We start from the raw sequence: 22,278 nt of genomic DNA, 5'->3' as shown, positions 1-22,278 counted from the left end.
ACGCGCCGTCTGCCCGGGCGAGACAACATCTCGCCCGGGCAGACGGCGAGCCGACAGCGCACCCTCCACGTCTTCCTCATGGCGGCCGGGCTCGGCCTGGCCATCGCGGTGGTCAGCGTGCTGCTGCCGCGGCACCGGCGCCGCTGACCCGTCAGGCGCTGTGCTCGCCGTACGAGGGGCGGTGCTCCTGGAGGTTGGCGGCGAGCTGCTCGGCCATCTCCCCCGCGTCGAGCCGCTTCTCGATCTGACGAAGGTCGTCGATCTTGGCGCGGGTCTCGGCGCGGCGGGGGGTGAGCACGGTGCAGCAGTCCTCGTCGGGCAGCTCCGAGATGCTCAAGGTGTGGATCTTCCGCGCCTCGGCCATGATCTCGGTCTTGTCCATGCCGATGAGCGGGCGCAGGATCGGCAGGCTCACCGCGTCGTCGAGCGCGGTGATGTTCTGCATGGTCTGGCTGCTGACCTGGCCGAGCGAGTCACCGGTGATCAGGGCGGCGCCCCCGAGGTTGTGTGCGACGACCTCGCCGGTCTTCAGCATCAGCCGGCGCTGCGCGATGATCTGGAGCCGGTCGGCGCCGGAGGACTTGATCTGCTGCTGCGCCTTGCCGAACGGCACGACGAACAGCCGTGAGCCGCCCTGGAACTTGTCGAGTTCGCGCACCAGGGCGTACGCCTTGTAGATCGACTCGGGGCCGGTGAACGGCATCCCGGAGAAGTGCAGGAAGTCGACTCGCAGGCCGCGGCGCATCATGCGGTAGGCGGCGACGGGCGAGTCGATGCCGCCCGACATCAGCACCAGCGCCCGGCCGCTCATCCCGACCGGCAGGCCGCCCGCGCCGGGCATGCCGTCGGTGAAGACGAACACCTCGCGCTGGTCGACCTCGATGAACACGGCGAGGTCCGGGTGCTTGAGATTGACCGGCAGGTCGTAGCGCTCCTTGACCTTCGAGCCGACGAGGGCGTTGAGGTCGGAGGAGGTGATCGGGAAACGCTTGTCGCGGCGGCGCGCCCGGATGGCGAACGCGCCCTTGCGGGCGAGCGCGGGGTGCTGCGCGACCAGGTCCAGGGCCGCCTGGACGGTCGCGTCGACGTCCTTGGCCACCCGCCAGGCGCGGTGCACCCACACGATGCCCATCACGTCGGTGAGCCGCCGGGCGACGGCGTCGACGTCGGACAGCTCGCCGCTCTCGGCGCGGACGACGATGACGCCTTCGCGCGGCCAGATCTGGATCTTGATGCCGAGCCCCTTGACGGCGGCGCGGATGTTGTTCTGCAGCCGCCGCTCGAACAGCTCGCGGTTCTTACCCTTGAGGACGATCTCGCCCAGTTTGAGCAGAACGCAGGGCTCACCGGCGACGGCGGGCCGCTCGGCGTTCTGGGGCTGCGTCACGGTTTCGAGCGTGGGCATGCGTCCTACCTCCAACGGACACTGACGGGTGCCCCTCAAGTGTCGCGCACGATGGCGACTACCCGTACCAACCCGGGCTACGCGCCCGCCCTTCCCGCTCCGCGAGGCGTGGTGACCGCGATGCCCTCGGCGGTCGCGATGGCGTGCACCTGGGCCAGGGACGGCACGTGGGCGATCACCAGGTCGCGCCGGTCGTCGAAGGCCGACCCGATGCCGAGACAGTCCATCCCCGCGGCGTGGGCCGCCTCCGCACCGGCGACGGCGTCCTCCACGACCAGGCAACGCGCCGGACTCCGGCCCAGCAGGCGCGCGGCGCGCAGGTAGCCCGCGGGATCGGGCTTGCCGGCCGATACGTCCTCGGCGGCGACCAGGACCTTCGGTGAGGGGAGACTCACGGCGGCCAGCCGCGCGGTGGCGACCGCGCGGGTTCCCGAGGTCACGACCGCCCAGGCTTCGGGATGCAGCGAGGCCAGGAGAACATCGGCTCCCGGCAGCGCCCGCAGCCCCGTCGTCTCACGTTCCTCACGCGCGACGATCTCAGCCGTCTCCGCCTCGGCGTCCAGGTGCGGCGTCAGGATCCGGATCAGATCGATGTCGCGCCGTCCGTACGACAGGGCCACCGCCCGATCGCCGTCCACGCCGTGGGCGGCCGCCCAGTCGCGCAGGATCCGTTCGATCACTCCGAGCGAATCGACCAGCACCCCGTCGAGGTCGAACAGCACTGCCTCATACGTCATGCAGTTATATTATGATGCACGTCAATGACAATATACTGACACGATGGACGTCGTCGAAGAAGTCGAACGCACCCTCGCGGCGAATCTCCGGGCAGCCCGCGCCCGGCAGGGGTGGCGGCTCGATGATCTGGCCGCGGCGAGCGGAGTCAGTCGCGGCATGATCCATCAGATCGAGACCGCCCGCACTCACCCGAGCGTCGCCACTCTGGCCAAGCTCTGCGCCGCGCTGGACGTGCCGATCAGCGAGCTCGTCGAGATGCCCGCCGAACTCGGCAGCCCCGCCCCCTACGCCGACGCGACGGTCACCCGTCACGGACAGAGCACGGCCGCACTGCTGATGAGCGACGGGCGTCATGAGCTGTGGGAGCACGCGCTGTACGCCGGCCACCCGATCCACGACACCGGGCACCCGCCCGGCACCCGCGAGATCATCCATGTCACGCAGGGAATCCTGCAGGTGGACGTCGGCGGAGCGACCTTCGCCGTCCCGGCCCGCGACGGCCTCACCCTGCGCGGCGACCGGCCCCACGGCTACCGCAACGACGGCGACGTCCCGGCCGTCTACACCGTCGTCGTCGTGTACACCGGGGCACGCGATCCGCGCTTCTGAGCCCATGACGCACTCAGGGACGTGACGGCCCGAACATGGCACCGGCCCGTGGCACGCCGCGTGCCACGGGCCGGTGACCAGGACCGTACGGGCCGGGTCGCCCCGGCCGCCGGTCAGCCGAAGAAGACCTCGGCCTCTTCGTACCGCTGGACCGGGACGGTCTTGAGCTCGTCGGTGGCGGCGCTCAGGTCGTTCCGGACGATCTCCGTGCCCTGCAGGCCGACCATCTTGCCGAACGCCCCGTCGTGCACCGCGTCGATCGCGTGCACGCCGAACCGGGTGGCCAGCACCCGGTCGAACGCGGTCGGGGTGCCGCCGCGCTGGATGTGCCCGAGGACGGTCGTACGGGCCTCCTTGCCGGTGCGCTTCTCGATCTCCGCGGCGAGCCGCTCGCCGATGCCGCCGAGGCGCACGTGGCCGAAGGCGTCGAGCTCCTGCGTCTGCGTGTCCATCTGGCCGTCGACCGGGTGGGCGCCCTCGGCGACCACGATGATCGGGGCGTAGCGGGTCTTGAAACGGCTCTCGACGTACCCGCAGACCTTCTCGATGTCGAAGGGCTTCTCCGGGATGAGGATGACGTTCGCGCCCGCCGCCATGCCGGCGTGCAGCGCGATCCAGCCCGCGTGCCTGCCCATGACCTCGCAGATCAGCGCGCGGTGGTGCGACTCGGCCGTGGTGTGCAGCCGGTCGATGGCCTCCATCGCGATGTTCACCGCGGTGTCGAAGCCGAAGGTGTAGTCGGTGGCGTTGAGGTCGTTGTCGATCGTCTTGGGGACGCCGACGACCTTCACGCCCCTGTCGTACAGCTGGCGCGCCACGCCGAGGGTGTCCTCCCCGCCGATGGCGATGAGCGCGTCGACGCCCAGCCCCGCGAGGTTGTCCTTGATCCGCTCGACGCCACCCTCGATCTTGATCGGATTCGTCCGGGACGATCCGAGGATGGTGCCACCGCGCGGCAGGATGCCGCGCACCGCCTGAACGTCGAGCGGCACGGTGTCGCCCTCGAGCGGACCACGCCAGCCGTCGCGGAAGCCGACGAACTCATATCCGTAGACCTGGATGCCCTTGCGGACCACCGCGCGGATGACGGCGTTCAGGCCGGGGCAGTCACCGCCACCGGTCAGCACTCCGACACGCATGCCCAACTCCTCTTTGTAACCCTGGGTTCACCCGACCAGACTAGTGGTGCGGGTAGGACGTATTAGACGCGGTGCGCCCTCAGGACACGACCATCCCGATTGGTCTAGACCATATCGGATTGAGAGGGCTCTGATCAGCCCTTCCAGGGTCTTAGTATCGTCACTCTCCGCCCGTGGTGCCGCGCGCCCGCGCGTCGGAGGCCACCCGCTCGGCGTCGCGCTCCTCCGGTCCGCCGGTCTCCCGCCGCTCTCGCGGCCCGCGAGCGCCGGGCTCCCGCTCTTCCCGCCCGCCCGCATCGGCCTCCGGCACCTGCGATCCGCCGTCGCCCGCCGGCTCGGCCTCCTCCTCGGCCGTCGGATCGTTCTTGACGTCGGAGGCGTACCGGTCGACGTACTCCTGGCCCGACAGCCGCATGATGGCGTACATGATCTCGTCGGTGACCGCGCGCAGCACGGCCCTGTCGTGCGCCATCCCGTAGTACCGGGAGAAGTCGAGGGGCTCGCCGAACCGCACCTCCGGCCGCGGGCGCAGGCGTGGCAGCGTCCGCCCGGAGGGCATCAGCTCGAACGTGTTGATCATCGCCATCGGGACGACCGGCGCACGCGACTCGAGAGCGAGCCGGGCCACCCCGGTCTTGCCGCGGTAGAGCCGATTGTCCGGCGCGCGCGTGCCCTCCGGATAGATGCCGAGCAGCCTGCCCTCCGCCAGGACGCGGAGGCCGGTCCGCAGTGCGGCCTCGCTCGCCCGGCCGCCCGTACGGTCGATGGGCACCTGCCCGACGCCCCGGAAGAACATCCGACTGACGAGGCCCTTCACACCGGTTCCGGTGAAGTACTCCGCCTTCGCCAGGAAGGTGACCTTGCGCGGCAGCGGCAGGGGCCCGAAGAAGTGGTCGGCGAACGACAGGTGGTTGCCGACCAGGATCGCGGGGCCACGGCGCGGCACGTTACGCGTCCCCTGTGCCCGTGGTCGCCAGACCAGGTACAGGAAGGGACCCAAGATCGCCTTGACGACCCAGTAGAACAACGTCCCGCCTTCCCCTACCCCCTGCCGTTAACCCGTCCGTGGGATGATAATCATCTTCCCATCTCAGGCCGGACACACCCACATCCACACACGGCACGTTTTCGTCATTGCGCGGCGCGGGGGCCATAAGCTCATCTTGAAGCGTCGGCCGACGGCAGTTTCGAGGGGAGGCGCCATGGCGTTGACGCCGTACGTTCGGTCGTACACGACCGACGTGCCGCACGACGACCTGGCCACGATGCGACGGGAGACCGGGGTATGAGTCGGCGCGGCAACGGGCTCACGGCGGACTCCTATATTCCGCTGGCCGACCTGGCTCCGCAGCTCGCCGACGCGATGCTGGCCGCGCTCCGGGAGGCGGGCATCGCCGCCTACGCGGTGCCGGCACCGGGCACGACCGGCGGCTACCTCGACGTGCGGTTGCCCGAGGAGCCCACCGACCGGCTGTACGCCGACGCGGCGGCCAAGCAGGCCGCCGAGGACATCCTCGAACGACGCCTCCCCGAGCTACGCGCGGACTACGCCAACTCGCGCGACGAGGACGAGATCTTCGCCGAGATCGTGGCCGGGTTCGACCTGCCCGCGGACGGCGACGAGGTGCCCTGGCCCGCCGAGGAGAACATCGACGAGGCTCCCGAGGAGTCCGCCGGCGGGTCCGGCGACGACACCGGTCCGGAGCGCACCGCGACGGCCCGGGTCGTCAAGCCCGCCTCCGAGGACGAGGAAGAGCACTTCATCCCCCCGCCCCCGCCGCCGCTGCCGAAGGCGGACCCGATGACCAAGTTCGCGTGGATCGCGCTGCTGGGCGGGCCGCTGTACCTGGTGCTGTCGGTGTTCCTCAGCTGGACGGTCCCGAGCTGGGCGGCGTTCGCCGCGGTCGCGGCCTTCATCGGCGGCTTCGTCGCACTTGTCCTCCGCATGGGCGACGACCCTCCGGACGACGACGGCGCCGTCGTCTGACTCCGGCGAGCAACGGGACCACAGCGTGAGCGACGCGCGTCGTCTGGACTGAGAAGCGGCGGGAGCGAAGCGACGAGGGAAGACGGCGCGTGGGGCGCCGCGAACCGCGCTCGCGTCGGCGAGCGCCCTCAGACGCGCAGTTCGGCGAGGACGGGGCGGTGGTCGGTGGCGACCGGGTAGTCGGCGAGCAGATCGGGGTCGTCCGGCACTCCGCAGCGGAGGACCTCGATGCCCTCGTCGGCGAAGACGCCGTCGATGCGGCGCCTCGGGTCTGCCGCGCTGAAGGTCTCCGGCAGCCCGTACGGCGCGGTCGCGCCCGCGTCCTGGAAGCGCCCGGCGAGGAGGTCCCAGGCGGGGCCGCCCGGCTGTTCGTTGATGTCCCCGGCGAGGACGACGGGCGCGCCGGTCTCCGCGCGGACCCGGTCGAGCTCGTCGGCGACCTCCTCCGCGTGCCGGCGGCGCGGCTCGGCGACAAGGTCGAGGTGGACGCTGGCGGCGAGCAGGCGGACGCCGCGGACGTCGAACAGGCCGAGCGCGAGCCCGCGACGGTGCAGACCGGGCACGGGCGACAGCAGGCGGTGCCGCCCGCTGGCGGCCGTGGTCCGAGGCCCGGCGTACAGCTCCAGCCCGGCGGCCCGTTTGAGCGCGATCGGGACCAGCGCCGCGTGCCGGGCGAGCCAGATCCGTCTCCGCTGCCAGAACAGGAAGCGCGGAGCCTCCTGCACGCAGAGGATGTCCGGCCGCAGGCGCCGGACGACGCGGGCCAGCGCCGCCCGGTCGTCCCGCATCGACCGGATGTTGTAGCTGACGAGTCGGACGGTCGCCATTCAGCGGGTACCCGGTGGATCTACGTCCGGCCGTACGGCGTCCAGAGTGCGCCGCTCGCTACGAACGGGATCCACCGGACACCCCCTACCGGGAGCGGGCGAGGTCGGCGGCGCCGACGATGCCGGCGTCCGGGCCGAGCTCGGCGATCCTGATGTCGGCGAAGGGCCGGTGGCCCCGGCCGGTGAGGGCGTTCTCGAAGGCGGCGCGCGCCGGTTCGAGCAGCAGGTCGCCCGCCTCCGACAGGCCGCCGCCGATGACGAACGCCCCGGGGTCGAGGATGGCGGCCAGGTCGGCCAGGCCCTGCCCGACCCAGCGGGCGACGCTGCGGAAGCACTCCAGCGCCGCGCTGTCGCCCTCGCGCGCCGCCTCGGTGATCTCCGGGCCGCTGATGCCCTCGGGGCTGCCGCCGAGTTCGAGGAGCCGGCCGGCGAGCGCCGGGGACACCCGGGCGAGCTCCCGGGCCTCGGCGACCAGGGCGTTGCCGGAGGCGTACTGCTCCCAGCAGCCGCGGTTGCCGCAGCCGCAGCGCCGGCCGTCGGGGACGACGCGGTAGTGCCCGAACTCGGCGCCGATGCCGAACCGGCCGCGGTAGAGCTCGCCGCCGAGGATCAGGCCGCCGCCGATGCCCGTGCCGAGGGTGATGAGGACCATGTGGTCCTCGCCCCGGCCGGCGCCGAACTTCGCCTCGCCCCAGGCGGTGGCGTTCGCGTCGTTCTCGACGACGACGGGCAGGCCGACCACGCCCTCGACCTTCTTCTTGATGGGCTCGTCGCGCCAGGCCAGGTTGGGCGCGAACAGCACCGTGGACCGGCTCTCGTCCACGAACCCGGCGGCGCCGAGGCCCACCGCCTCGACCTCGCCGAATTTCGCCTTGAGGATGTCGACGACCTCCGCGATCACGCGGGCCGTCTCGTGCGGGCTGGTGGACGGCGTCGGGCGCCGTACCTTCTCCAGAATCCGCCCATGGTCGTCGACCACACCGGCGGCGACCTTCGTACCGCCGACATCAACACCAATGGTCAGCGTCATGGACGCTTCTCCTCCGTCAACCCGTCGCCGTGCCGGCGCCCGCAGAGTCGTCGCCCGCCGCGCGGGGGCGCGGCCGCGTGCGCTCGAACCCTGCCATCGCCTCGCGGACCGCCGAGTAGAGCTGCTCACCCGCCGCCATCACGTGGGAGAGGACCTCCGGCCCCGACTCCCGGGACGCCGCGATCGCGCGGCACACCGGGCAGTAGCGGCACTCCGCCGCGCCCGTGTGCTCACCCCAGGCCTCGCTGGTCGCATCGCTCCACACGTCGCCCTTGGGGGCGCCGCCGGCGTTCCACTTCCGGCGGAGCGTGTCGACGAGACGCACCGCCTCGAAGAGCACGGATGGTGGCTGCTCACTCATTGGTCATCATCTACCTATCGTTCGGCGTGAAACCGTACCGCCCCGCGGCGTATGCCCGCGCCATGGGGTGCCGGCGGCCGCGGCCTCGCCCATCGTCGGATCCCGTCGCATGGCTATTCCTCGACGCGTCGTTTGAGCCCCTTGAGGGCCGTGTCGATGATGCGCTTCTCCGCCTTCCGCTTGACCATGCCGATCATGGGCACGCGCACGTCGACGGCGAGCTCGTACGTCACCTCGGTCTCGCCGCCGTGCTCGGCGAGCCGGTAGGCGCCGGTCATGCCGGTCAGCATCGTGCCGCGCTCCGCGAGGTGCCAGTGCACCGCCTCGTCGTCGTCCCAGTCATAGGCCAGGACGTAGGTGTCCTTGATCGGTCCGGCCTCCAGCGTGATCCGCACCTGTTCGGCGCGGCCGTCGTCCCCGGTGGCGACGACCTCGGCCGCGATGATTCCTTCCGCCCATTCAGGGTATTCCGCAAAATCGGCGATAACCGCCATGATCTCCGGCTTTCCAGCCTTGATCGTGATGCTGGAGCTCGTACGGTCCGCCATCGGCGTATCCCTCTTTCAAGCTGATTATCGGGCGGAAATGGGCACCGCGTCACCGCCTTGAGCGGAGCGTAGCGGCTACCACTCGAGAACGTACGGAACCCCGCGCGCGCGGAAGTGTCCGACGTTCACGCATTCTGTCCGCCCGATGCGGGTCCGGCGGACGAGCGGCTGGTGGACGTGCCCGAACAGCACGTACTTCGGCTGAGCCTCGTGGATCATGCGCAGGACCGCCTCGCTCCCGCGTTCGAAACGCCGCGCGACCGTGTCGTACAGCAGCTCGGGCACGGCGGGTGGAATGTGGCAGCACAGCACGTCGACCTCGCCGACCGCGGCGACCTTGGCCGCGAAGACGTCGTCGTCGATCTCGTACGGGGTGCGGTACTCGGTGCGCAGTCCGCCGCCGACGAAGCCGAAGCGCAGGCCGTCGAGCTCGACCGTCTCCCCGTCGAGCACCCGCTGGCCGGCCCGCAGGCTCTCCGGCCACAGGCGGGGGATGTCGACGTTCCCGTAGGTGAGGTACGCCGGCGTCGGCATCGCGCCGAACAGCTCCTTGTACTGCCGTCGCACCGCGGCCTCGATGTACGGCCCGGCGTCGCCCTCCAGCGTCGCCCACATCGACCGGGAGAACGCCCGTGCCTCATCGAAGCGCTTCTGGGTGCGGAGTTCGATGAAGGTCTCGGCGTGCTCCTGGCCGAACAGCTCGGCGAAGATGCCCTTGCCGTGGTCCTCGTAGTCGATGAACAGGATCAGATCGCCGAGACAGATGAACGCGTCGGCCCCGTCGCCGGCCTGGACGAGCGCGTCGGCCCGTCCGTGCACGTCGCTCACCACATGAACCCGCATGCGCCAACTGTATGACTTGTCGGGATCAACGCTCGGCGGCGGCGTCGACGAGGGCGCGCCACTCGCGGACACGGACGGCCTCGACGGGCGTCTGTCCCGCCGCTGCCGGGCGTACGGCGTCCTCGACCTGGAAGGCGCGCACGCCGGCCGCCGCGAGAACCGCCACGTGCCGGCGCCGCAGGCCGCCCCCCACGAGCATGAGCCGCGCGTCGCAGGCGGCCCGGCGGACCAGCGCGTCGATCCCGGGCTCGACGCCACCCGCCGCTCCGGCGCACAGGACGGAGTCGAGCCCGCGCAGCACGCGCATCTCGCGCCAGGCGGCCACGGGGTCCACCGCGTGGTCGATCGCGCGGTGGAACGTCCACGGCAGCGGCAGCACGGCGTCGGCGAGCCGTGCGGTCGCGGACAGGTCGACGGTCCCATCGGCGTGGAGGAAGCCGAACACGAAGCCGTCCGCCCCGGCGGACGCGTGCGCGCAGGCGGCGCGGCAGAGCCGGGCGAGCTCCGGCTCGGTCGTGCGGAAGCCGCTCTTGGCCCGGAGCATCACGCGGATCGGGAGCGACGTCGTCTTGCGCATCGCGGCCACCGTCTTGGGATCGGGCGACAACCCGCCGGACTGCCGCTCGGCGACGGCCACGATCCGGTCGGCGCCTCCCGTCTCGGCCGCCTCGGCGTCCACCTCGTTCATCGCGACCACCTCGAGCAGCGCCATCGTCTCCCCCGGGTCCGGCCCCCACGACCACCGCGGCCGACGCGTATTCTCGCCCCCGCCCGGCCCGCAATGCCTCTGACCTGGCCCGCCTTTGGCGTTTCCCGGCGATCCCGTTACCGGACCCGTCTCCGGACCGGGACCGCGTTCGACGGCGCTCGCTTCGCGAGCGCGGGAGCGGGCGCCCAACGCGCCGTCTTCCCTCGTCGCTCTGGTCGCTTCGCTCCCGGCGCTCCTCAGTCCAGACGACGCGCGCCCGCTCTCGCGTGGCTTCGCGCCAATCACTCCCGGACGACGGGAAGGGGAACAGCGATCAACGGACTCGTTCACGCGTGGTAAGAAGAAATGCGAGACGTGTCACGCGTCGAAGGCTACCGATCAGTATCTTGAAGCGGTAGCGTCCGTGCGACCGATGGCCGCCGCACTCAGCTGAGGAGTAGTCGTGCGTGAGTACAGCGTTCCCGCGCAGGTGACGATCGTCGATTCGGCGAACCTCACCGGCACGCTCTTCTCGCGGGCCGCCGAGGAACCGGACCGCGTCGTCCTCCGCCGTAAGGACGGCGCGGGGTGGCGCGACGTCACCGCCCGGGAGTTCGCCGACGAGGTCACCGGTGTCGCCAAAGGGCTGATCGCCGCCGGCGTGGAGCCGGGTGACCGCGTCGCCATCATGTCGCACACGCGGTACGAGTGGACCGTCGCCGACTACGCGATCTGGACCGCCGGCGGCATCACCGTGCCGATCTACGAGACGTCCTCGGCGTCGCAGGTCGAATGGATCCTCGGCGACTCCGGCACCAAGGCGATCTTCGTCGAGACCGACGACCACGAGAAGGCGGTCGAGACCGTCCGGGAGCGGCTGCCCGAGCTGGCGCACGTCTGGCGGATCGACACCCTGCCGACCGGCGAGGTCTCCGACGAGGACCTGGCGGAGCGGCGCGAGTCGCGGGCCGCCGCCGACCTGGCGACGATCATCTACACCTCGGGCACCACCGGCCGCCCCAAGGGCTGCGAGATCACCCACGCCAACCTCCTCGCGACGGCGCGGAACACCACCGAGGGCGCGCTCACCGAGGTCTTCGGCCTCCGTGACGGCTCGACGCTGCTGTTCCTCCCGCTCGCCCACGTCTTCGCACGCCTCATCGAGGTCGGCTGTATCGAGGCCGGGGTCACCCTCGGCCACACCCCCGACGTGACGAACCTCGTCGACGACCTGGGGTCATTCCAGCCGACGTTCCTGCTCGCGGTGCCGCGCGTGTTCGAGAAGGTCTACATCGGCGCCGAGCAGAAGGCCGTCGCCGACGGCAAGGGCCGCATCTTCCGCATCGCGGCCGACACCGCGATCGCCTTCAGCCGGGCCGAGTCCCCCGGCCTCGGGCTGCGGCTCAAGCACGCCCTGTTCGACCGGCTCGTGTACGGCAAGCTGCGCGCCGCGGTCGGCGGCCACGTCACCCACGCGGTGTCGGGCGGCGCGGCTCTCGGCGAGCGGCTCGGCCACTTCTTCGACGGCGTCGGCATCAGCATCCTCGAGGGGTACGGCCTGACGGAGACGACGGCACCGATCGCGGTCAACATGCCCAGCGGCAACCGCATCGGCACGGTCGGCAAGCCGATCCCCGGCACCACGGTCCGCATCGCCGACGACGGTGAGGTCCTCGCCAAGGGGCCGAACGTCTTCGCCGGCTACTGGCACAACGAAGAGGCGTCCAAGCAGTCCCTGGAGGACGGCTGGTTCCACACCGGCGACGTGGGCGAGCTCGACGGCGACGGCTACCTGAGGATCACGGGCCGGAAGAAGGAGATCATCGTCACGGCCGCCGGGAAGAACGTCGCACCCGCGCCGCTCGAGGATCGCCTGCGCGCCCACCCGCTGATCAGCCAGTGCATGGTGGTCGGGGACGGCCGGAAGTTCATCGGCTGTCTCGTCACCCTCGACCCCGAGGCGCTGGAGCAGTGGAAGCAGCAGCACGGCAGGACGTCGCTGTCGATCGCCGAGGCGGTCAAGGACCCGGACGTGCTCAAGGAGATCGACGCGGCGGTGGCCGACGCCAACGCCACGGTCTCCCGGGCGGAGGCGATCAAGAAGTACCGCCTCCTCGACGTCGACTTCACGGAGGAGTCCGGGCACCTCACCCCGACGCTCAAGGTCAAGCGGAACCTCGTGGAGCGGGACTTCGCCGCCGAGATCGAGGCGCTCTACGCCTGACCGGCTGCTCCGGTGTGATCCGGTCGTCCGGGCGGAGGCTCAGACCGACGTGCGCCGGGCGACCGCCGACCGGGCGAAGTCGATCAGATGGGCGCGAATCGCGTCCTTGTCGTCGGCGTCCGGCCCCAGGATGAGCCGTGCCATCTGCGGCACGGCGTTGGGCCAGGTCGCCATGCCGCACAGGGTCAGCAGGGTGCGTCCGACGTCGCCCGAGGGCTCGGCCCCCAGGCCGGTCGCCAGCCTCTCCAGCTTCCCGCGGTAGTGATCGCGCCGCCCCTCCTCGAAGTCCCGCTGGTCGCCGTACTGCAGCGCCTCCCACAGCATCAGGCGCAGCAGGTCCGGGTGCGCCCGGTGGTAGTCGTACATGCGCGCGACATAGTCACCGACGTCGTCGACGTCCTGGGCCACCATCTCGATGACCTCGTCCAGCACCTGGCTCATGACGGCATCGAAGAGCTTCTCCTTGTTGCCGAAATGCCCGTAGATGCGCTCCTTGTTGACTCCCGCGCGCTCGGCGATGCGGTCGACCCGGGCCCCGGCGATGCCGTAGGCCGCGAACTCGGCCCGCGCGGCGGTGAGCAGGGCTTCTCGGGTGGCTTCGGCGGTGGATCTCGGCATGGCACGAGCCTATCGGATTTCTCCGTCCAACTGGTTGGTTGACCTCCAACTAGTTGGTTGGTTATTGTTCCGGCCATGACGACGTTGATCTCCTCGAACCGCGCCGCCGCCGTGGAGGGCGACGCCCCGGCGACGACGGCCCACGCCCCGTTCCTGCCGACCCTGGTGACGTTCGTGGCGACGGCGCTCCTGGCCACCGGCCAGTTGTACGGCGTGATCCCCCTGCTGGGCGCCATGGGCCGGGAGTGGCACGCCCCCGCCTCCGCGCTGACGTGGATGGCGAGCGCGTTCGGCTTCGGATACGCCGCCGGGTTCCTCGTGTTCGGGCCGCTGTCGGACCGCTTCGGGCGGCGCCGGATCATCGTGACGGGCATCGCCGCGACGGCGGTGACGACCGCCCTGGTGGGCCTGGCCTCCGGCCTCGGCGCGGCGCTCGCCCTGCGGGTGCTGCAGGGGGCGACGACGGCCGCCTTCGCGCCCGTCGCGTTCACCTACATCGCCGAACGCGCCGAACAGCGGCACCGCGCCACGCTGTTGTCGGCGGTGATCGGAGCGTTTCTCGCGTCGGCGGTGTTCGGTCAGCTCGCGGCCCAGGGCATCGCGGCGGTGGCGGGCTGGCGCGCGGTGTTCGCCGTCTTCGCGGTGGCCTTCGCCCTGGTCGCGGCGGCGCTCCGGAAGGTCATGCTGCCCGGCCGCCCCGGCACCGCCGGCTCCCCGCTGGACGCCTACCGCGCCATGCCGGGGCTCCTGGCCCACCGGCGGCTCATCCCCCTCTACCTCGCCACGCCGGTCGTCCTCGGCTCGTTCGTGGCCCTCTACACCGGCCTGGCCCTGACCGGCGCGGCCGGCGGAGCGGCGGCCCTGCTCACGCTACGCGCGGCGGCGCTGCCCGCGATCCTCGCGATCCCCTTCGTGACGCCCGCGCTGCAGCGCTTCGCCGGAGCGCACCGGGCCACCGGCGCCCTGACGCTGACCGCCGTGGCCGCCGCGCTCATCGGGTTCACCCACCCGGGCACGCTGGGCCTCGCCATCCTCCTGAACGCCTTCGTCGCCGGCGTCGGGCTCACCGCTCCGGCCCTCATCGAGACCATCGGCGGCCACGCCGGTCCCGCACGAGGCACCGCGGTCTCCCTGTTCACCTTCATCCTGTTCGTCGGCGCCAGCGTCGGCCCGCAGGTCGCCGGGGCGCTGAGCGCCCACGGCCTGCCCGCCCTCGCGTACGTCCTCGGCGCCCTGCTCGCCCTCGGCGCGACGCTGACCCTGGCCGCCCGCCGCTGACACGAGCACCGGGTCCGGGATCTCCCGGACCTGGTGCGTGCCGGAGCTCAGCCCATGGACTTCGCGCCGTCGAGGGCCTCGCGGATGATGTCCGCGTGGCCGGCGTGCTGCGAGGTCTCGGCGATGATCTGGAGCAGCACCGTGCGCGCCGACCACCGGGCGCCCGGCTCGAACCACGGCCGCTCCGGCAGCGGCCAGGTGGCGTCCAGGTCGGGCAGCGTGCCCACGATCTCCTCGGTACGGCGCACCACCTCGTCGTACGCCTCGAGCAGCCCGGCGACGGTCTCCCCCTCGCCCATGCGGAACTGCTCCGCCCATTCCTCCGGATCGTCGGTCTCCATGGCGCTCGGTCCCTCGACGATGAAGCCCGCCCACCGCCGCTCGACCTCGGTGACGTGCTTGATCAGCCCGCCGAGGCACAGCTCGCTGACCGTCGTGCGCCGGGAGGCCTGCCCGTCCGTCAGGTCGCGGAGCGTGAACCGCAGGAAGTGCCGGCTCTTCCGCAGGCCCGCCAGGAGGTCCGCCCGCTCGCCCGTGAGGGTGGTCTCGCCGTTCGTCGTCATGATCGCTGCCTCCGTGGCCATCGGGAAGGTCCGTCGGAGACGACACTACGGGGCCATGCGGACAGTTTCCGGCCTCAATTCAAACCCGGTCCGCTCGGCCGTACCCCCGTCACACCGTCGCTGTGAAGGCGCGGCGGTAGGCCGACGGTGACGTGCGCATCGCCCGTACGAAGTGCGAACGGTAGGTGACCGGACTGGCGAACCCGACGGTGCGGGCGATCTCCTCGACCGGCGCGGTGGTCTTCTCCAGGAGCGGCAGGCTGGCCTGAATGCGCTGGTCGATCAGCCAGCGGGTGGGGCTGGTCCCGGTGCACCGCGCGAAGTGGCGCAGGAAGGTGCGGGCGGACATGTGCGCGCGGCGTGCGAGGACGTCGACGGTGATCTCCGCGCGCAGGTTGGCGATCGCCCAGGTCATGGCCTGGGCGATCCGGTCGTCTCCGGCGTCCCTGGGCACGGGCGCCTCGATGAACTGCGCCTGCCCGCCGTCGCGGTGCGGCGGGACGACGAGCCGCCGCGCCACCGCGTTGGCGACGCTCGGCCCGTGGTCCCGGCGGACCAGGTGCACGCACAGGTCGAGGCCCGCCGCGCTTCCGGCACTGGTCAGCACGTCTCCGTCGTCGATGTAGAGGACGTCGGGATCGACCCGGACGAGCGGGAATCGGCGGCGCAGCAGGTCGGCGTACTGCCAGTGGGTGGTCGCCGGGCGGTGGTCCAGCAGACCGGCGGCGGCCAGCGCGAACGCCCCGGAGCAGATGGAGACGATCCGGGCGCCCCGGTCGTGCGCCCGGCGCAATGCGGCCACCAGTGCCGGCGAGCACTCGCCCCGTACGTCGCTCACGCCGGGCACGATGACGGTCTCCGCCGCGGCGAAGACGTCCAGGCCGTGCTCGGTGTGGACGGTCGCACCGCCGACGATGGGCACCGGGCCGGGCCGCTCGGCGCAGACCGTCAGGCGGTACCACGGCACGTCCAGCTCCGGCCTCGGCAGGCCGAACACCTCGGTGACGATGCCGGTCTCGAACGGGGACATCCCCTCGTAGGCGAGCACCGCGACCGTCGAACCGGGCCTCGGCTGGATCCGCATGGCGGGATCCTATCGATGGGCGACATCCACGCCACTGTCCGAGGACGCACGCCGTCGGCCACGATCGTCGGCATGTCGAATGTTCTCGCCACCGCGCCGGCTCCTCCGGAGGAGGCCGCCCGCCACTTCGCCGCACGTCTGGCCTTCGAGACGGACGTGTCCGACGTCCACACCGACCTGGAGGCCGGCGTGCCCGGCCTGGTCGTCGTCGACTCCCGCAGCACCGAGTCCTGGGAACAGGGTCATCTGCCGGGGGCCGTGCACCTGCCGACGGCGCTGATCGCCGAGCGGGCGCCCCTGCTCGTCCCCCGCGACGCGGCCGTCGTCACCTACTGCTGGGGTCCCGGATGCAACGGGGCGACCCGCGCCGCGCTGGCCTTCGCCCGCCTGGGTTACCGGGTGAAGGAGATGATCGGCGGCTACGAGTACTGGACGCGCGAGGGGTTCGCCGTCGAGACCGCGACCGGGCGGGTCAGCACACCCCCCGACCCCCTGACCGCCCCGGTGGGGGCGGGCGCGGTCTGCGGCTGCTGATCAACGGGTCGTCACAGGAGGGCGGAGAAGCGGGCGGCCTGGACCTCCCAGCGCCACTCTCGCTCCACCCAGGAACGTCCTCGCTTGCCCATCGCCTGCGCCGCGGACGGGTCGCGCAGGAGGCCGATGACGGTCTGGGCGATCGCGCGGACGGAGCGGCCGTCGACCACGACGCCGGTCTCGCCGTCGAGGACGGCGTCGGGCGCGCCGCCCGAGTCGCCCGCCACCACCGGGAGCCCGGTGGCGGACGCCTCGAGGTAGACGATGCCGAGCCCCTCGACGTCGAGGCCCCGCCGGCGGGTCCGGCAGGGCATGGCGAACACGTCGCCGGCGTCGTAGTGCGCCGGCAGCTCTTCCCAGGGGACGGCGCCGGTCAGCCGTACGGCGTGGGCGACGTCCAGCTCGACGCGGAGTCGTTCCAGGTCGGCACGGTACGGGCCGCCGCCGACGATCAGCAGGGCGGCGTCCGGGACCGCGCGCAGCACGTGCGGCCAGGCGTGGATCAGCGCGTCCTGGCCCTTGCGCGGGACCAGGCGGGAGACGCACACGACGACGGGGCGGTCCGCCAGGCCGTGCCGCGCCCGGATCTCCTCGCCGCCCGCGCCGGGGCGGAAGACCGTCTCGTCCACGCCGGGGGCCAGCCGCCGCATTCGCGTGACCGCCGCGGGCGACAGCGCGCGGGCCATCCGGCTGAGGGTGTAGTCGCCCAGGTAGGTCAGGACGTCCACCTCGTCGCCGATCCGGCGCAGCAGCCGCCGCGACCCTGGCAGGGCCGCCCAGCCCGCCTCGTGGCCGTGCGTGAGGCCGACGAACCGCTCGACGCCCGACCGCCGCAGCGGCGCGGCGAGCAGTCCGAGGGGCGCGGCCGCGCCGAAGACGACCGAGTCGCAGCCCTCCGCCCGGACGATCTCGCGGGCGCGGCGCAGCACCGCGGGCACGGGGAGCATCAGCGTCGTCGGGTGCCGGACCACCGGGAACGGCTGCGCGGCGTCGAACTCCGCCGCGCCCTCCCACGCGGGCGCGTACACGACGAGCGAGCCCGCCGGCCGGCGGACCGCCAGGTTGTGCACGAACGCCTGGATGCCGCCCGGCCGGGGCGGGAAGTCGTTGGTCACGACGAGCGTCTTCCTCATCATTGCCAGCATCGCACGAGTGATCAGATTGACCTGACGCACCCCCGTGACCAATGCGAAACAGGGAGTTAGTGTTAGGGCGCGTCATTTGTGGCCGCCCATCCCCGCCGGGCCCGCGATGTTACGGACCTGACGAGGCACGGCGGTGGGAGCTTCACGACGAGGAGGAGCCACCCATGACCGAGACCCCCCAACCCCCGTCCACCCCGCTATCCGGGATCGCCGACCCCGCCCCGCTCGGGCTCGCGGCGTTCGCCCTCACCACGTTCCTTCTCTCCGCCAAGAACGCCGGGTGGACCGACGGCACGGACGCCTGGCTCGGATACGCGTTCGTCTACGGCGGCCTGATCCAGTTGCTCGCCGGCATGTGGGAGTTCCGCAACCGGAACGTCTTCGGAGCCACCGCCTTCGCGTCGTACGGCGGGTTCTGGATCGGCCTGGCCCTGTACGTCCGCTGGGTCGCGCCGACGGCCGCCGCCACCGCGGCGGCGACCAAGGCGAACCCTGAGGACCTGATTCAGAACGACCTCGGCTGGATCCTGCTGGCGTTCGCGATCTTCAACGCGTACATGCTCCTGTGGAGCACCCAGGTGAACGCGGCGGTGTTCGGGGTGTTCCTCACCCTCGAGCTGACCGAGATCATCCTGTTCATCGGCAACCTCTCCCACAGCAGCGGCATGGTGAAGTTCGGCGGCTGGGTCGGCGTCCTCACCGCGCTGGTCGCCTGGTACGCCTCGGCGGCCGGCGTCGTGAACGGAATGGGCGGCCGGTACGCCCTGCCCGTCGGCTCGCCGTTCGGCGCGCGCCCGGCCGCCGCCACGACCAGCCCCGTCACCGAGTAGCCGGCACGCTCACCGCCCGTACGCCCCTGAGCCCGAAGCTCAGTGGCGTGCGGGCGGCGGCACGGGAACGTGGTGCAGGCGCGCCCAGGCCCGTCCCATCGCGATGCGCTCCGGCCCCGAGGGATGGGTGTTCCACAGCGCGTAGGCGAACGGGTTCGGCGACAGATCGTCGAGGTCGCTCAGGCTGAGGGACCGCTGCATCGCCGTGAACGTCGCCGGGTCGCGCGTCAGGTCGAGGGAGTGCACGTCGGCCCGTGCCTCGATGCGGCGGCTCATGAGATTCTCCGCGGGCGCGGCGATCTGGGCCAGGACGGTCACCGCGGCCAGCAGCAGCGCGGTGGAGCGCGGGTCGGCCACCGAGCGCACGCCCGCGCGGCGCAGCAGCCGCGGCGAGGTCATCACCAGGTAGAGGACGCAGGCGCCGGTCGCGACCCCGACACCGCCGACGAGGGTCCCCGTCAGCACGTCGTTGCGCTTGGCGTGGCCGAGCTCGTGCGCGACGACGGCTTCGACCTCCTTCGGTGACTCCGACACGAGGAGGGTGTCGTAGACCACGATCCGCCGAGTCGACCCGAACCCGGAGACATAGGCGTTCAGCGTGGTGGTGCGCTTGGACGCGTCGGCGACCAGCACGTCGCGGACCGGCACGCCGTCCGCGCGGGCCATCCGGAGCAGATCCGTCCGCAGCGGCCCGGCGCGCATCGAGGTGAAGGAGTTGAACAGCGGCTCGACGACCACCGGGTAGGCGTACGAGGCCGCCGTGACGAGCAGGAAGCCGCCCGCGGCCGCCGCCGCCCACCAGTGGCGGGGGAAGCGGTGGATCAGCAGGTGGAGACCCACGAGCGCCACGACCCAGATGACGAGGCTCACCCCGAATCCCATGAGCTGGTCGGTGAGCCACGACCCCCAGCTCTGGGTCGACAGGTGATACCGCCGCAGCACGGACTCCGACCACGCGGCGAAGGGCAGCGCGATGAGCTGGGTCAGCGCGGACAGCACGACGGCGACCGCGACCACTCGCACGGTCCGCCGCCACAGCGGGACGCTCGCACCCGCCGTGGCGGACCGGCGCGATCCGGTGACCAGTCCGAGCAGCCGGGCGCCCCAGGGCGTCAGGCCCAGGGCGAGGACGACGACCAGGCCGACGACGATCGAGGCGTACGCGGGGGGATCCAGCGCGGCGCTGAAGGCCTCGCTGCGCGCGATCTGGTCCCGGGTGAAGTCGAGGGCCGGGTCGGCGGCGGTCCGGCCGCCGGGCAGCGGATGCCAGGGCGTCACCACCGCGATCACGGCGACGAGCAGCGCGCCGAGCACCGCCGCGGCGATGGCGGCGGCCCGCCGGGAGCCCTCCGACGGCGCTGCGCGGCCGGGTTCGCGATCGGACACGAGAGCGGACGGCGACGCGCCGCCCGGCTCCGTCACGCGCCCTCCTCGCGCGGAGAGCGCCGCCGCACCGCAGACTCCATAGTGGGCCTCGAACCGCCCCACATCATCACGTGAGCTCCTCACACGGACAGCCGCCCCGCCACCACACCACAGACTCCACAGTGAGCCTCGAACCGCCCGGCTCGGTCACGTGAGCTCCTTGCGTAGGTAGGCGCGCCACTGCGCGGCGAACTCGCTCGAACCTATGCCGAGCACGGCCCGCAGGGCGCGGTCCTCGATTCGCGGGTCCCCCGCGTCGCCGGGCTCCGCCTCCGCGGTCCGGTACAGCCGCACCAGCCGGCTCTCACCATAGCGTTCCGCGATCATCCGGCACGCCAGCCATGCCTCCTCGTACGCGGCGGACAGGCGCTCGCCCGAGCCGCTGAACGCGCTCCGCCCCGGTGGCGCGGCCGGCACGTCGCCGGCGGCCAGCTGCGCGGCGAGCTCGCGTCCCGCCGCACGCGTCGAGACGCCGGCCTTCTTGTAACCGACGTAGTCGGCGAGTCCTTCGATCAGCCACATGGGGGTGCGGCTGTCGCGGGCGCCGCCCATCGCCACGTGCACGAGCTCGTGGGTGAGCACGACGTGCCGTCCCAGTCCGTTGAGGCGGTCGAACGCCGTGGGGGTGATGATGACGCGATCCGCACCCTGCCCCGAGTCACCCGCCGCGCCGCTGACGGTGGCGAGCGCGGCGATGTCGCCGAGGTTCCGGACGTCGCCGACGAGCTCTTCGGCCTCCTGCTCCGTCGCCGGCGCGAAGGCGACGACCTGGCGTGACCAGCGGTCGCCGACGACGTCGGAGACCAGGCCGATGCCGGTGTCGAGCCGGTTGGCGATGTCGCGCAGCTCGGCGGTCCGTGTCTGCGGCCCGTCGGTGGCCCCGGTGCCGTCCGCGACTCCGGAGTCGTCCTCGCCGATGACGAGGCTGCGCCGGCCGTGGATGACGGTGAGGGTGCCGCCGTCCCAGATCTGCGGGTCGTCGCGCAGGCCGTGCGTGGACCCGTCGCCGGACACGACCCAGCCCGCGTCCTTACTCCGGCCGAAGGTGAGGTACTGGGTGTAGGCGACGTCGGCCGCGTCGAAACCGCGCAGCCGGTAGGTGAGCGTCAGCCGGGCCGTCCAGCCGTCGTCGGCGGCGGCCGCGGCGCGGGTGTCCGCGAGCGACTCGCGCCAGGTCGCCAGGGGGATCTTCGTCAGGTTGTCGAACAACGTCTCCTGCCCGGCGCGGAACGCCTGGGCCGACGGGTCGACGGTGGCGAGGAAGGCCGCGCGGTCATGGGCGAGGATCGCGCGGGAACGGCGCTGCAGAATGGCCGTCACCGTGGCCGTGCTGGGCGTGGGCGCCGCCGTGGCGCTGCGCAACGACGCGGCCGTACGGTCGGCGCCGTGGTGCAGCGCGACGTAGCCAACCGCGGTGACCAGGTGCAACACGATCGCCACCCCGGCCAGCGCGGCGACCCGTGCCTGCCCGGAGCGCGCCGACGACATGCGCGCGATAGTAGCGGGCGAAGCTGAGAAAGCCGGGGCCGCCCATCTGGACGACCCCGGCGGATCGAGCCGGTTCAGCCGGCTCAGTACGGGCGAGCCGCGCCGTAGAACTCGCTCCGGTAGTAGCTGTTGTTGTCGATCCGGACCTGCTTGATCTGCGTGCCGGTGTGCGACGCGTGGATCATCCAGATCTTGTGACCCTTCACCTTGGAGATGATCCCGGTGTGGTTGTTGTAGTTGAAGTACACCAGGTCGCCGACGGCGAGGTTCTGCCACCGGACGTGGCGCTTGATGTGCCGGTGCTGCTGGCCCGCGGTGCGCGGCAGGCGGATGCCCGCCTTGCGGTAGGAGTACTGCACCAGCCCGGAGCAGTCGAACGTCCTGGGGCCGGCGCCCCCGTACCGGTACCACTTGCCGATCTGCTTGCGGGCGATGTCGACCGCCTTCAGACCGGCCTTGTGACGCTGGCTCCAGGACTTGTGCTTCTTCTGCGCCGTGACGGTCGACTGGGGGGTCGCGGCGTGCGCCGCGGGGACCGTCAGGGCGACGGGTGCGAGGACCGCACCCGCGGCCACCATGCCTCCGGCGAGGCGAAGGCGCAGGGACGAAGCGGTCGAGGGGTTGCGAGACAGGGGTCTCTCCTTCCACTACGCCTACCGGGTTAGCTGTCGGGTTCGGGCGTGGAAGCCGCCCTACGGCATGCCTGTGGGAGAACAGGCGCCCCGATTCACCCCCGTGAAGCCGCGCTCGTGCGCGGTTGGTTCCCCGGTTCCGCGTGCCCGCGGATTAGGCGCTCACGGCCACCCATGGCCCCCGTTGGACCACGTCGGTGATGACCGTTTCTCTGCATTCCTGACAAACCGGAACCGGTCCACCATCGGGGGCGCTGTCCCTAGCGCCGCCGCCGGCGGAAA

23 protein-coding genes and 1 riboswitch are annotated in these 22,278 nt (G+C 71.9%); of the genes, 6 read left to right on the top strand and 17 right to left on the bottom strand.

The genetic code is table 11. The features are described from left to right. Nucleotides 1-151 precede the first annotated feature (151 nt). Nucleotides 152-1,405 (bottom strand): tRNA uracil 4-sulfurtransferase ThiI, encoded by a 1,254-nt coding sequence (gene thiI / locus ACQP2O_RS15360; RefSeq protein ID WP_433184672.1) that lies wholly within the window; start codon nucleotides 1,403-1,405, stop codon nucleotides 152-154. A gap of 77 nt (nucleotides 1,406-1,482) precedes the next feature. Next, nucleotides 1,483-2,142, bottom strand: a complete 660-nt coding sequence (locus tag ACQP2O_RS15355; protein WP_433184669.1) for an HAD-IA family hydrolase — start codon at nucleotides 2,140-2,142, stop codon at nucleotides 1,483-1,485. Nucleotides 2,143-2,185: 43 nt separating this feature from the next. Between ACQP2O_RS15355 and ACQP2O_RS15350 the strand changes: the two genes are divergently transcribed. Beyond that, nucleotides 2,186-2,752 carry a helix-turn-helix domain-containing protein gene (locus tag ACQP2O_RS15350; RefSeq protein ID WP_433184666.1) on the top strand — a complete coding sequence of 189 codons (567 nt, stop codon included), beginning with the start codon at nucleotides 2,186-2,188 and terminating at the stop codon, nucleotides 2,750-2,752. A 113-nt stretch (nucleotides 2,753-2,865) separates the two neighbouring features. Here ACQP2O_RS15350 and ACQP2O_RS15345 read toward each other — a convergent pair whose 3' ends face one another. Then, nucleotides 2,866-3,891: a 6-phosphofructokinase gene (locus ACQP2O_RS15345; RefSeq protein WP_433184663.1), complete on the bottom strand. Its 1,026-nt coding sequence runs from the start codon at nucleotides 3,889-3,891 to the stop codon at nucleotides 2,866-2,868. 160 nt (nucleotides 3,892-4,051) lie between these two features. Beyond that, a complete protein-coding gene (locus ACQP2O_RS15340) occupies nucleotides 4,052-4,918 on the bottom strand; it encodes a lysophospholipid acyltransferase family protein (protein ID WP_433184660.1) in 867 nt (288 codons plus the stop codon). A 258-nt stretch (nucleotides 4,919-5,176) separates the two neighbouring features. Between ACQP2O_RS15340 and ACQP2O_RS15335 the strand changes: the two genes are divergently transcribed. Further along, complete coding sequence (locus tag ACQP2O_RS15335) at nucleotides 5,177-5,878, top strand: hypothetical protein (protein WP_433184657.1); 702 nt, start codon at nucleotides 5,177-5,179, stop codon at nucleotides 5,876-5,878. A gap of 128 nt (nucleotides 5,879-6,006) precedes the next feature. Here the strand turns inward: ACQP2O_RS15335 and ACQP2O_RS15330 are convergent, their stop codons facing one another. The 6 genes from ACQP2O_RS15330 to ACQP2O_RS15305 form a co-directional block, all read right to left on the bottom strand. Continuing rightward, nucleotides 6,007-6,705 carry an endonuclease/exonuclease/phosphatase family protein gene (locus ACQP2O_RS15330; RefSeq protein ID WP_433184654.1) on the bottom strand — a complete coding sequence of 233 codons (699 nt, stop codon included), beginning with the start codon at nucleotides 6,703-6,705 and terminating at the stop codon, nucleotides 6,007-6,009. An 85-nt stretch (nucleotides 6,706-6,790) separates the two neighbouring features. Further along, nucleotides 6,791-7,735, bottom strand: coding sequence for an ROK family glucokinase (locus tag ACQP2O_RS15325; protein ID WP_360877778.1), 945 nt, complete (start codon nucleotides 7,733-7,735; stop codon nucleotides 6,791-6,793). A gap of 16 nt (nucleotides 7,736-7,751) precedes the next feature. Further along, a complete protein-coding gene (locus tag ACQP2O_RS15320) occupies nucleotides 7,752-8,096 on the bottom strand; it encodes a hypothetical protein (protein ID WP_433184650.1) in 345 nt (114 codons plus the stop codon). A gap of 113 nt (nucleotides 8,097-8,209) precedes the next feature. Beyond that, the gene (locus ACQP2O_RS15315) at nucleotides 8,210-8,644 is read right to left on the bottom strand and encodes an SRPBCC family protein (RefSeq protein WP_433184647.1); all 435 of its coding nucleotides are present in this window, start codon (nucleotides 8,642-8,644) and stop codon (nucleotides 8,210-8,212) included. A gap of 75 nt (nucleotides 8,645-8,719) precedes the next feature. After that, the gene (locus tag ACQP2O_RS15310; RefSeq protein ID WP_433184645.1) at nucleotides 8,720-9,487 is read right to left on the bottom strand and encodes a metallophosphoesterase family protein; all 768 of its coding nucleotides are present in this window, start codon (nucleotides 9,485-9,487) and stop codon (nucleotides 8,720-8,722) included. Between the two features lie 25 nt (nucleotides 9,488-9,512). Continuing rightward, nucleotides 9,513-10,199 carry a copper homeostasis protein CutC gene (locus tag ACQP2O_RS15305; RefSeq protein WP_433184643.1) on the bottom strand — a complete coding sequence of 229 codons (687 nt, stop codon included), beginning with the start codon at nucleotides 10,197-10,199 and terminating at the stop codon, nucleotides 9,513-9,515. A gap of 439 nt (nucleotides 10,200-10,638) precedes the next feature. Here ACQP2O_RS15305 and ACQP2O_RS15300 point away from each other — a divergent pair, with 439 nt between their 5' ends. Beyond that, a complete protein-coding gene (locus ACQP2O_RS15300) occupies nucleotides 10,639-12,399 on the top strand; it encodes an AMP-dependent synthetase/ligase (protein ID WP_433184641.1) in 1,761 nt (586 codons plus the stop codon). Between the two features lie 39 nt (nucleotides 12,400-12,438). Here ACQP2O_RS15300 and ACQP2O_RS15295 read toward each other — a convergent pair whose 3' ends face one another. Further along, a complete protein-coding gene (locus ACQP2O_RS15295; protein ID WP_433184638.1) occupies nucleotides 12,439-13,017 on the bottom strand; it encodes a TetR/AcrR family transcriptional regulator in 579 nt (192 codons plus the stop codon). Between the two features lie 75 nt (nucleotides 13,018-13,092). Here ACQP2O_RS15295 and ACQP2O_RS15290 point away from each other — a divergent pair, with 75 nt between their 5' ends. Beyond that, nucleotides 13,093-14,295 carry an MFS transporter gene (locus ACQP2O_RS15290; protein ID WP_433184635.1) on the top strand — a complete coding sequence of 401 codons (1,203 nt, stop codon included), beginning with the start codon at nucleotides 13,093-13,095 and terminating at the stop codon, nucleotides 14,293-14,295. Between the two features lie 47 nt (nucleotides 14,296-14,342). Here ACQP2O_RS15290 and ACQP2O_RS15285 read toward each other — a convergent pair whose 3' ends face one another. Together ACQP2O_RS15285 and ftrA are read right to left on the bottom strand one after the other, a co-directional pair. Next, nucleotides 14,343-14,879, bottom strand: coding sequence for a DinB family protein (locus tag ACQP2O_RS15285; protein WP_433184632.1), 537 nt, complete (start codon nucleotides 14,877-14,879; stop codon nucleotides 14,343-14,345). Nucleotides 14,880-14,967: 88 nt separating this feature from the next. Further along, a complete protein-coding gene (gene ftrA / locus ACQP2O_RS15280; protein ID WP_433184629.1) occupies nucleotides 14,968-15,942 on the bottom strand; it encodes a transcriptional regulator FtrA in 975 nt (324 codons plus the stop codon). A 72-nt stretch (nucleotides 15,943-16,014) separates the two neighbouring features. Between ftrA and ACQP2O_RS15275 the strand changes: the two genes are divergently transcribed. Next, the gene (locus ACQP2O_RS15275) at nucleotides 16,015-16,476 is read left to right on the top strand and encodes a rhodanese-like domain-containing protein (protein ID WP_433184626.1); all 462 of its coding nucleotides are present in this window, start codon (nucleotides 16,015-16,017) and stop codon (nucleotides 16,474-16,476) included. 11 nt (nucleotides 16,477-16,487) lie between these two features. Here the strand turns inward: ACQP2O_RS15275 and ACQP2O_RS15270 are convergent, their stop codons facing one another. Next, complete coding sequence (locus ACQP2O_RS15270) at nucleotides 16,488-17,609, bottom strand: glycosyltransferase family 4 protein (RefSeq protein ID WP_433184623.1); 1,122 nt, start codon at nucleotides 17,607-17,609, stop codon at nucleotides 16,488-16,490. Between the two features lie 176 nt (nucleotides 17,610-17,785). On the opposite strand from ACQP2O_RS15270, the gene ACQP2O_RS15265 reads away from it, so the two are divergent. Continuing rightward, nucleotides 17,786-18,451, top strand: coding sequence for an acetate uptake transporter (locus tag ACQP2O_RS15265; RefSeq protein WP_433184621.1), 666 nt, complete (start codon nucleotides 17,786-17,788; stop codon nucleotides 18,449-18,451). Between the two features lie 39 nt (nucleotides 18,452-18,490). Here ACQP2O_RS15265 and ACQP2O_RS15260 read toward each other — a convergent pair whose 3' ends face one another. The 3 genes from ACQP2O_RS15260 to ACQP2O_RS15250 form a co-directional block, all read right to left on the bottom strand. Next, nucleotides 18,491-19,873, bottom strand: a complete 1,383-nt coding sequence (locus tag ACQP2O_RS15260; protein WP_433184618.1) for a M48 family metallopeptidase — start codon at nucleotides 19,871-19,873, stop codon at nucleotides 18,491-18,493. Between the two features lie 150 nt (nucleotides 19,874-20,023). Further along, nucleotides 20,024-21,364 (bottom strand): hypothetical protein, encoded by a 1,341-nt coding sequence (locus ACQP2O_RS15255; protein WP_433184616.1) that lies wholly within the window; start codon nucleotides 21,362-21,364, stop codon nucleotides 20,024-20,026. 83 nt (nucleotides 21,365-21,447) lie between these two features. Then, nucleotides 21,448-21,939 (bottom strand): C40 family peptidase, encoded by a 492-nt coding sequence (locus ACQP2O_RS15250; protein ID WP_433184613.1) that lies wholly within the window; start codon nucleotides 21,937-21,939, stop codon nucleotides 21,448-21,450. 60 nt (nucleotides 21,940-21,999) lie between these two features. Further along, nucleotides 22,000-22,167, bottom strand: a riboswitch (cyclic di-AMP (ydaO/yuaA leader). Nucleotides 22,168-22,278: the final 111 nt, after the last annotated feature.

The organism is Actinoallomurus sp. CA-150999 (assembly GCF_050942425.1).
Taxonomy (GTDB): domain Bacteria; phylum Actinomycetota; class Actinomycetes; order Streptosporangiales; family Streptosporangiaceae; genus Actinoallomurus.
The sequence above is the reverse complement of the archived record's forward strand: the minus strand, read 5'-3'. Positions and strand labels throughout refer to the sequence as shown.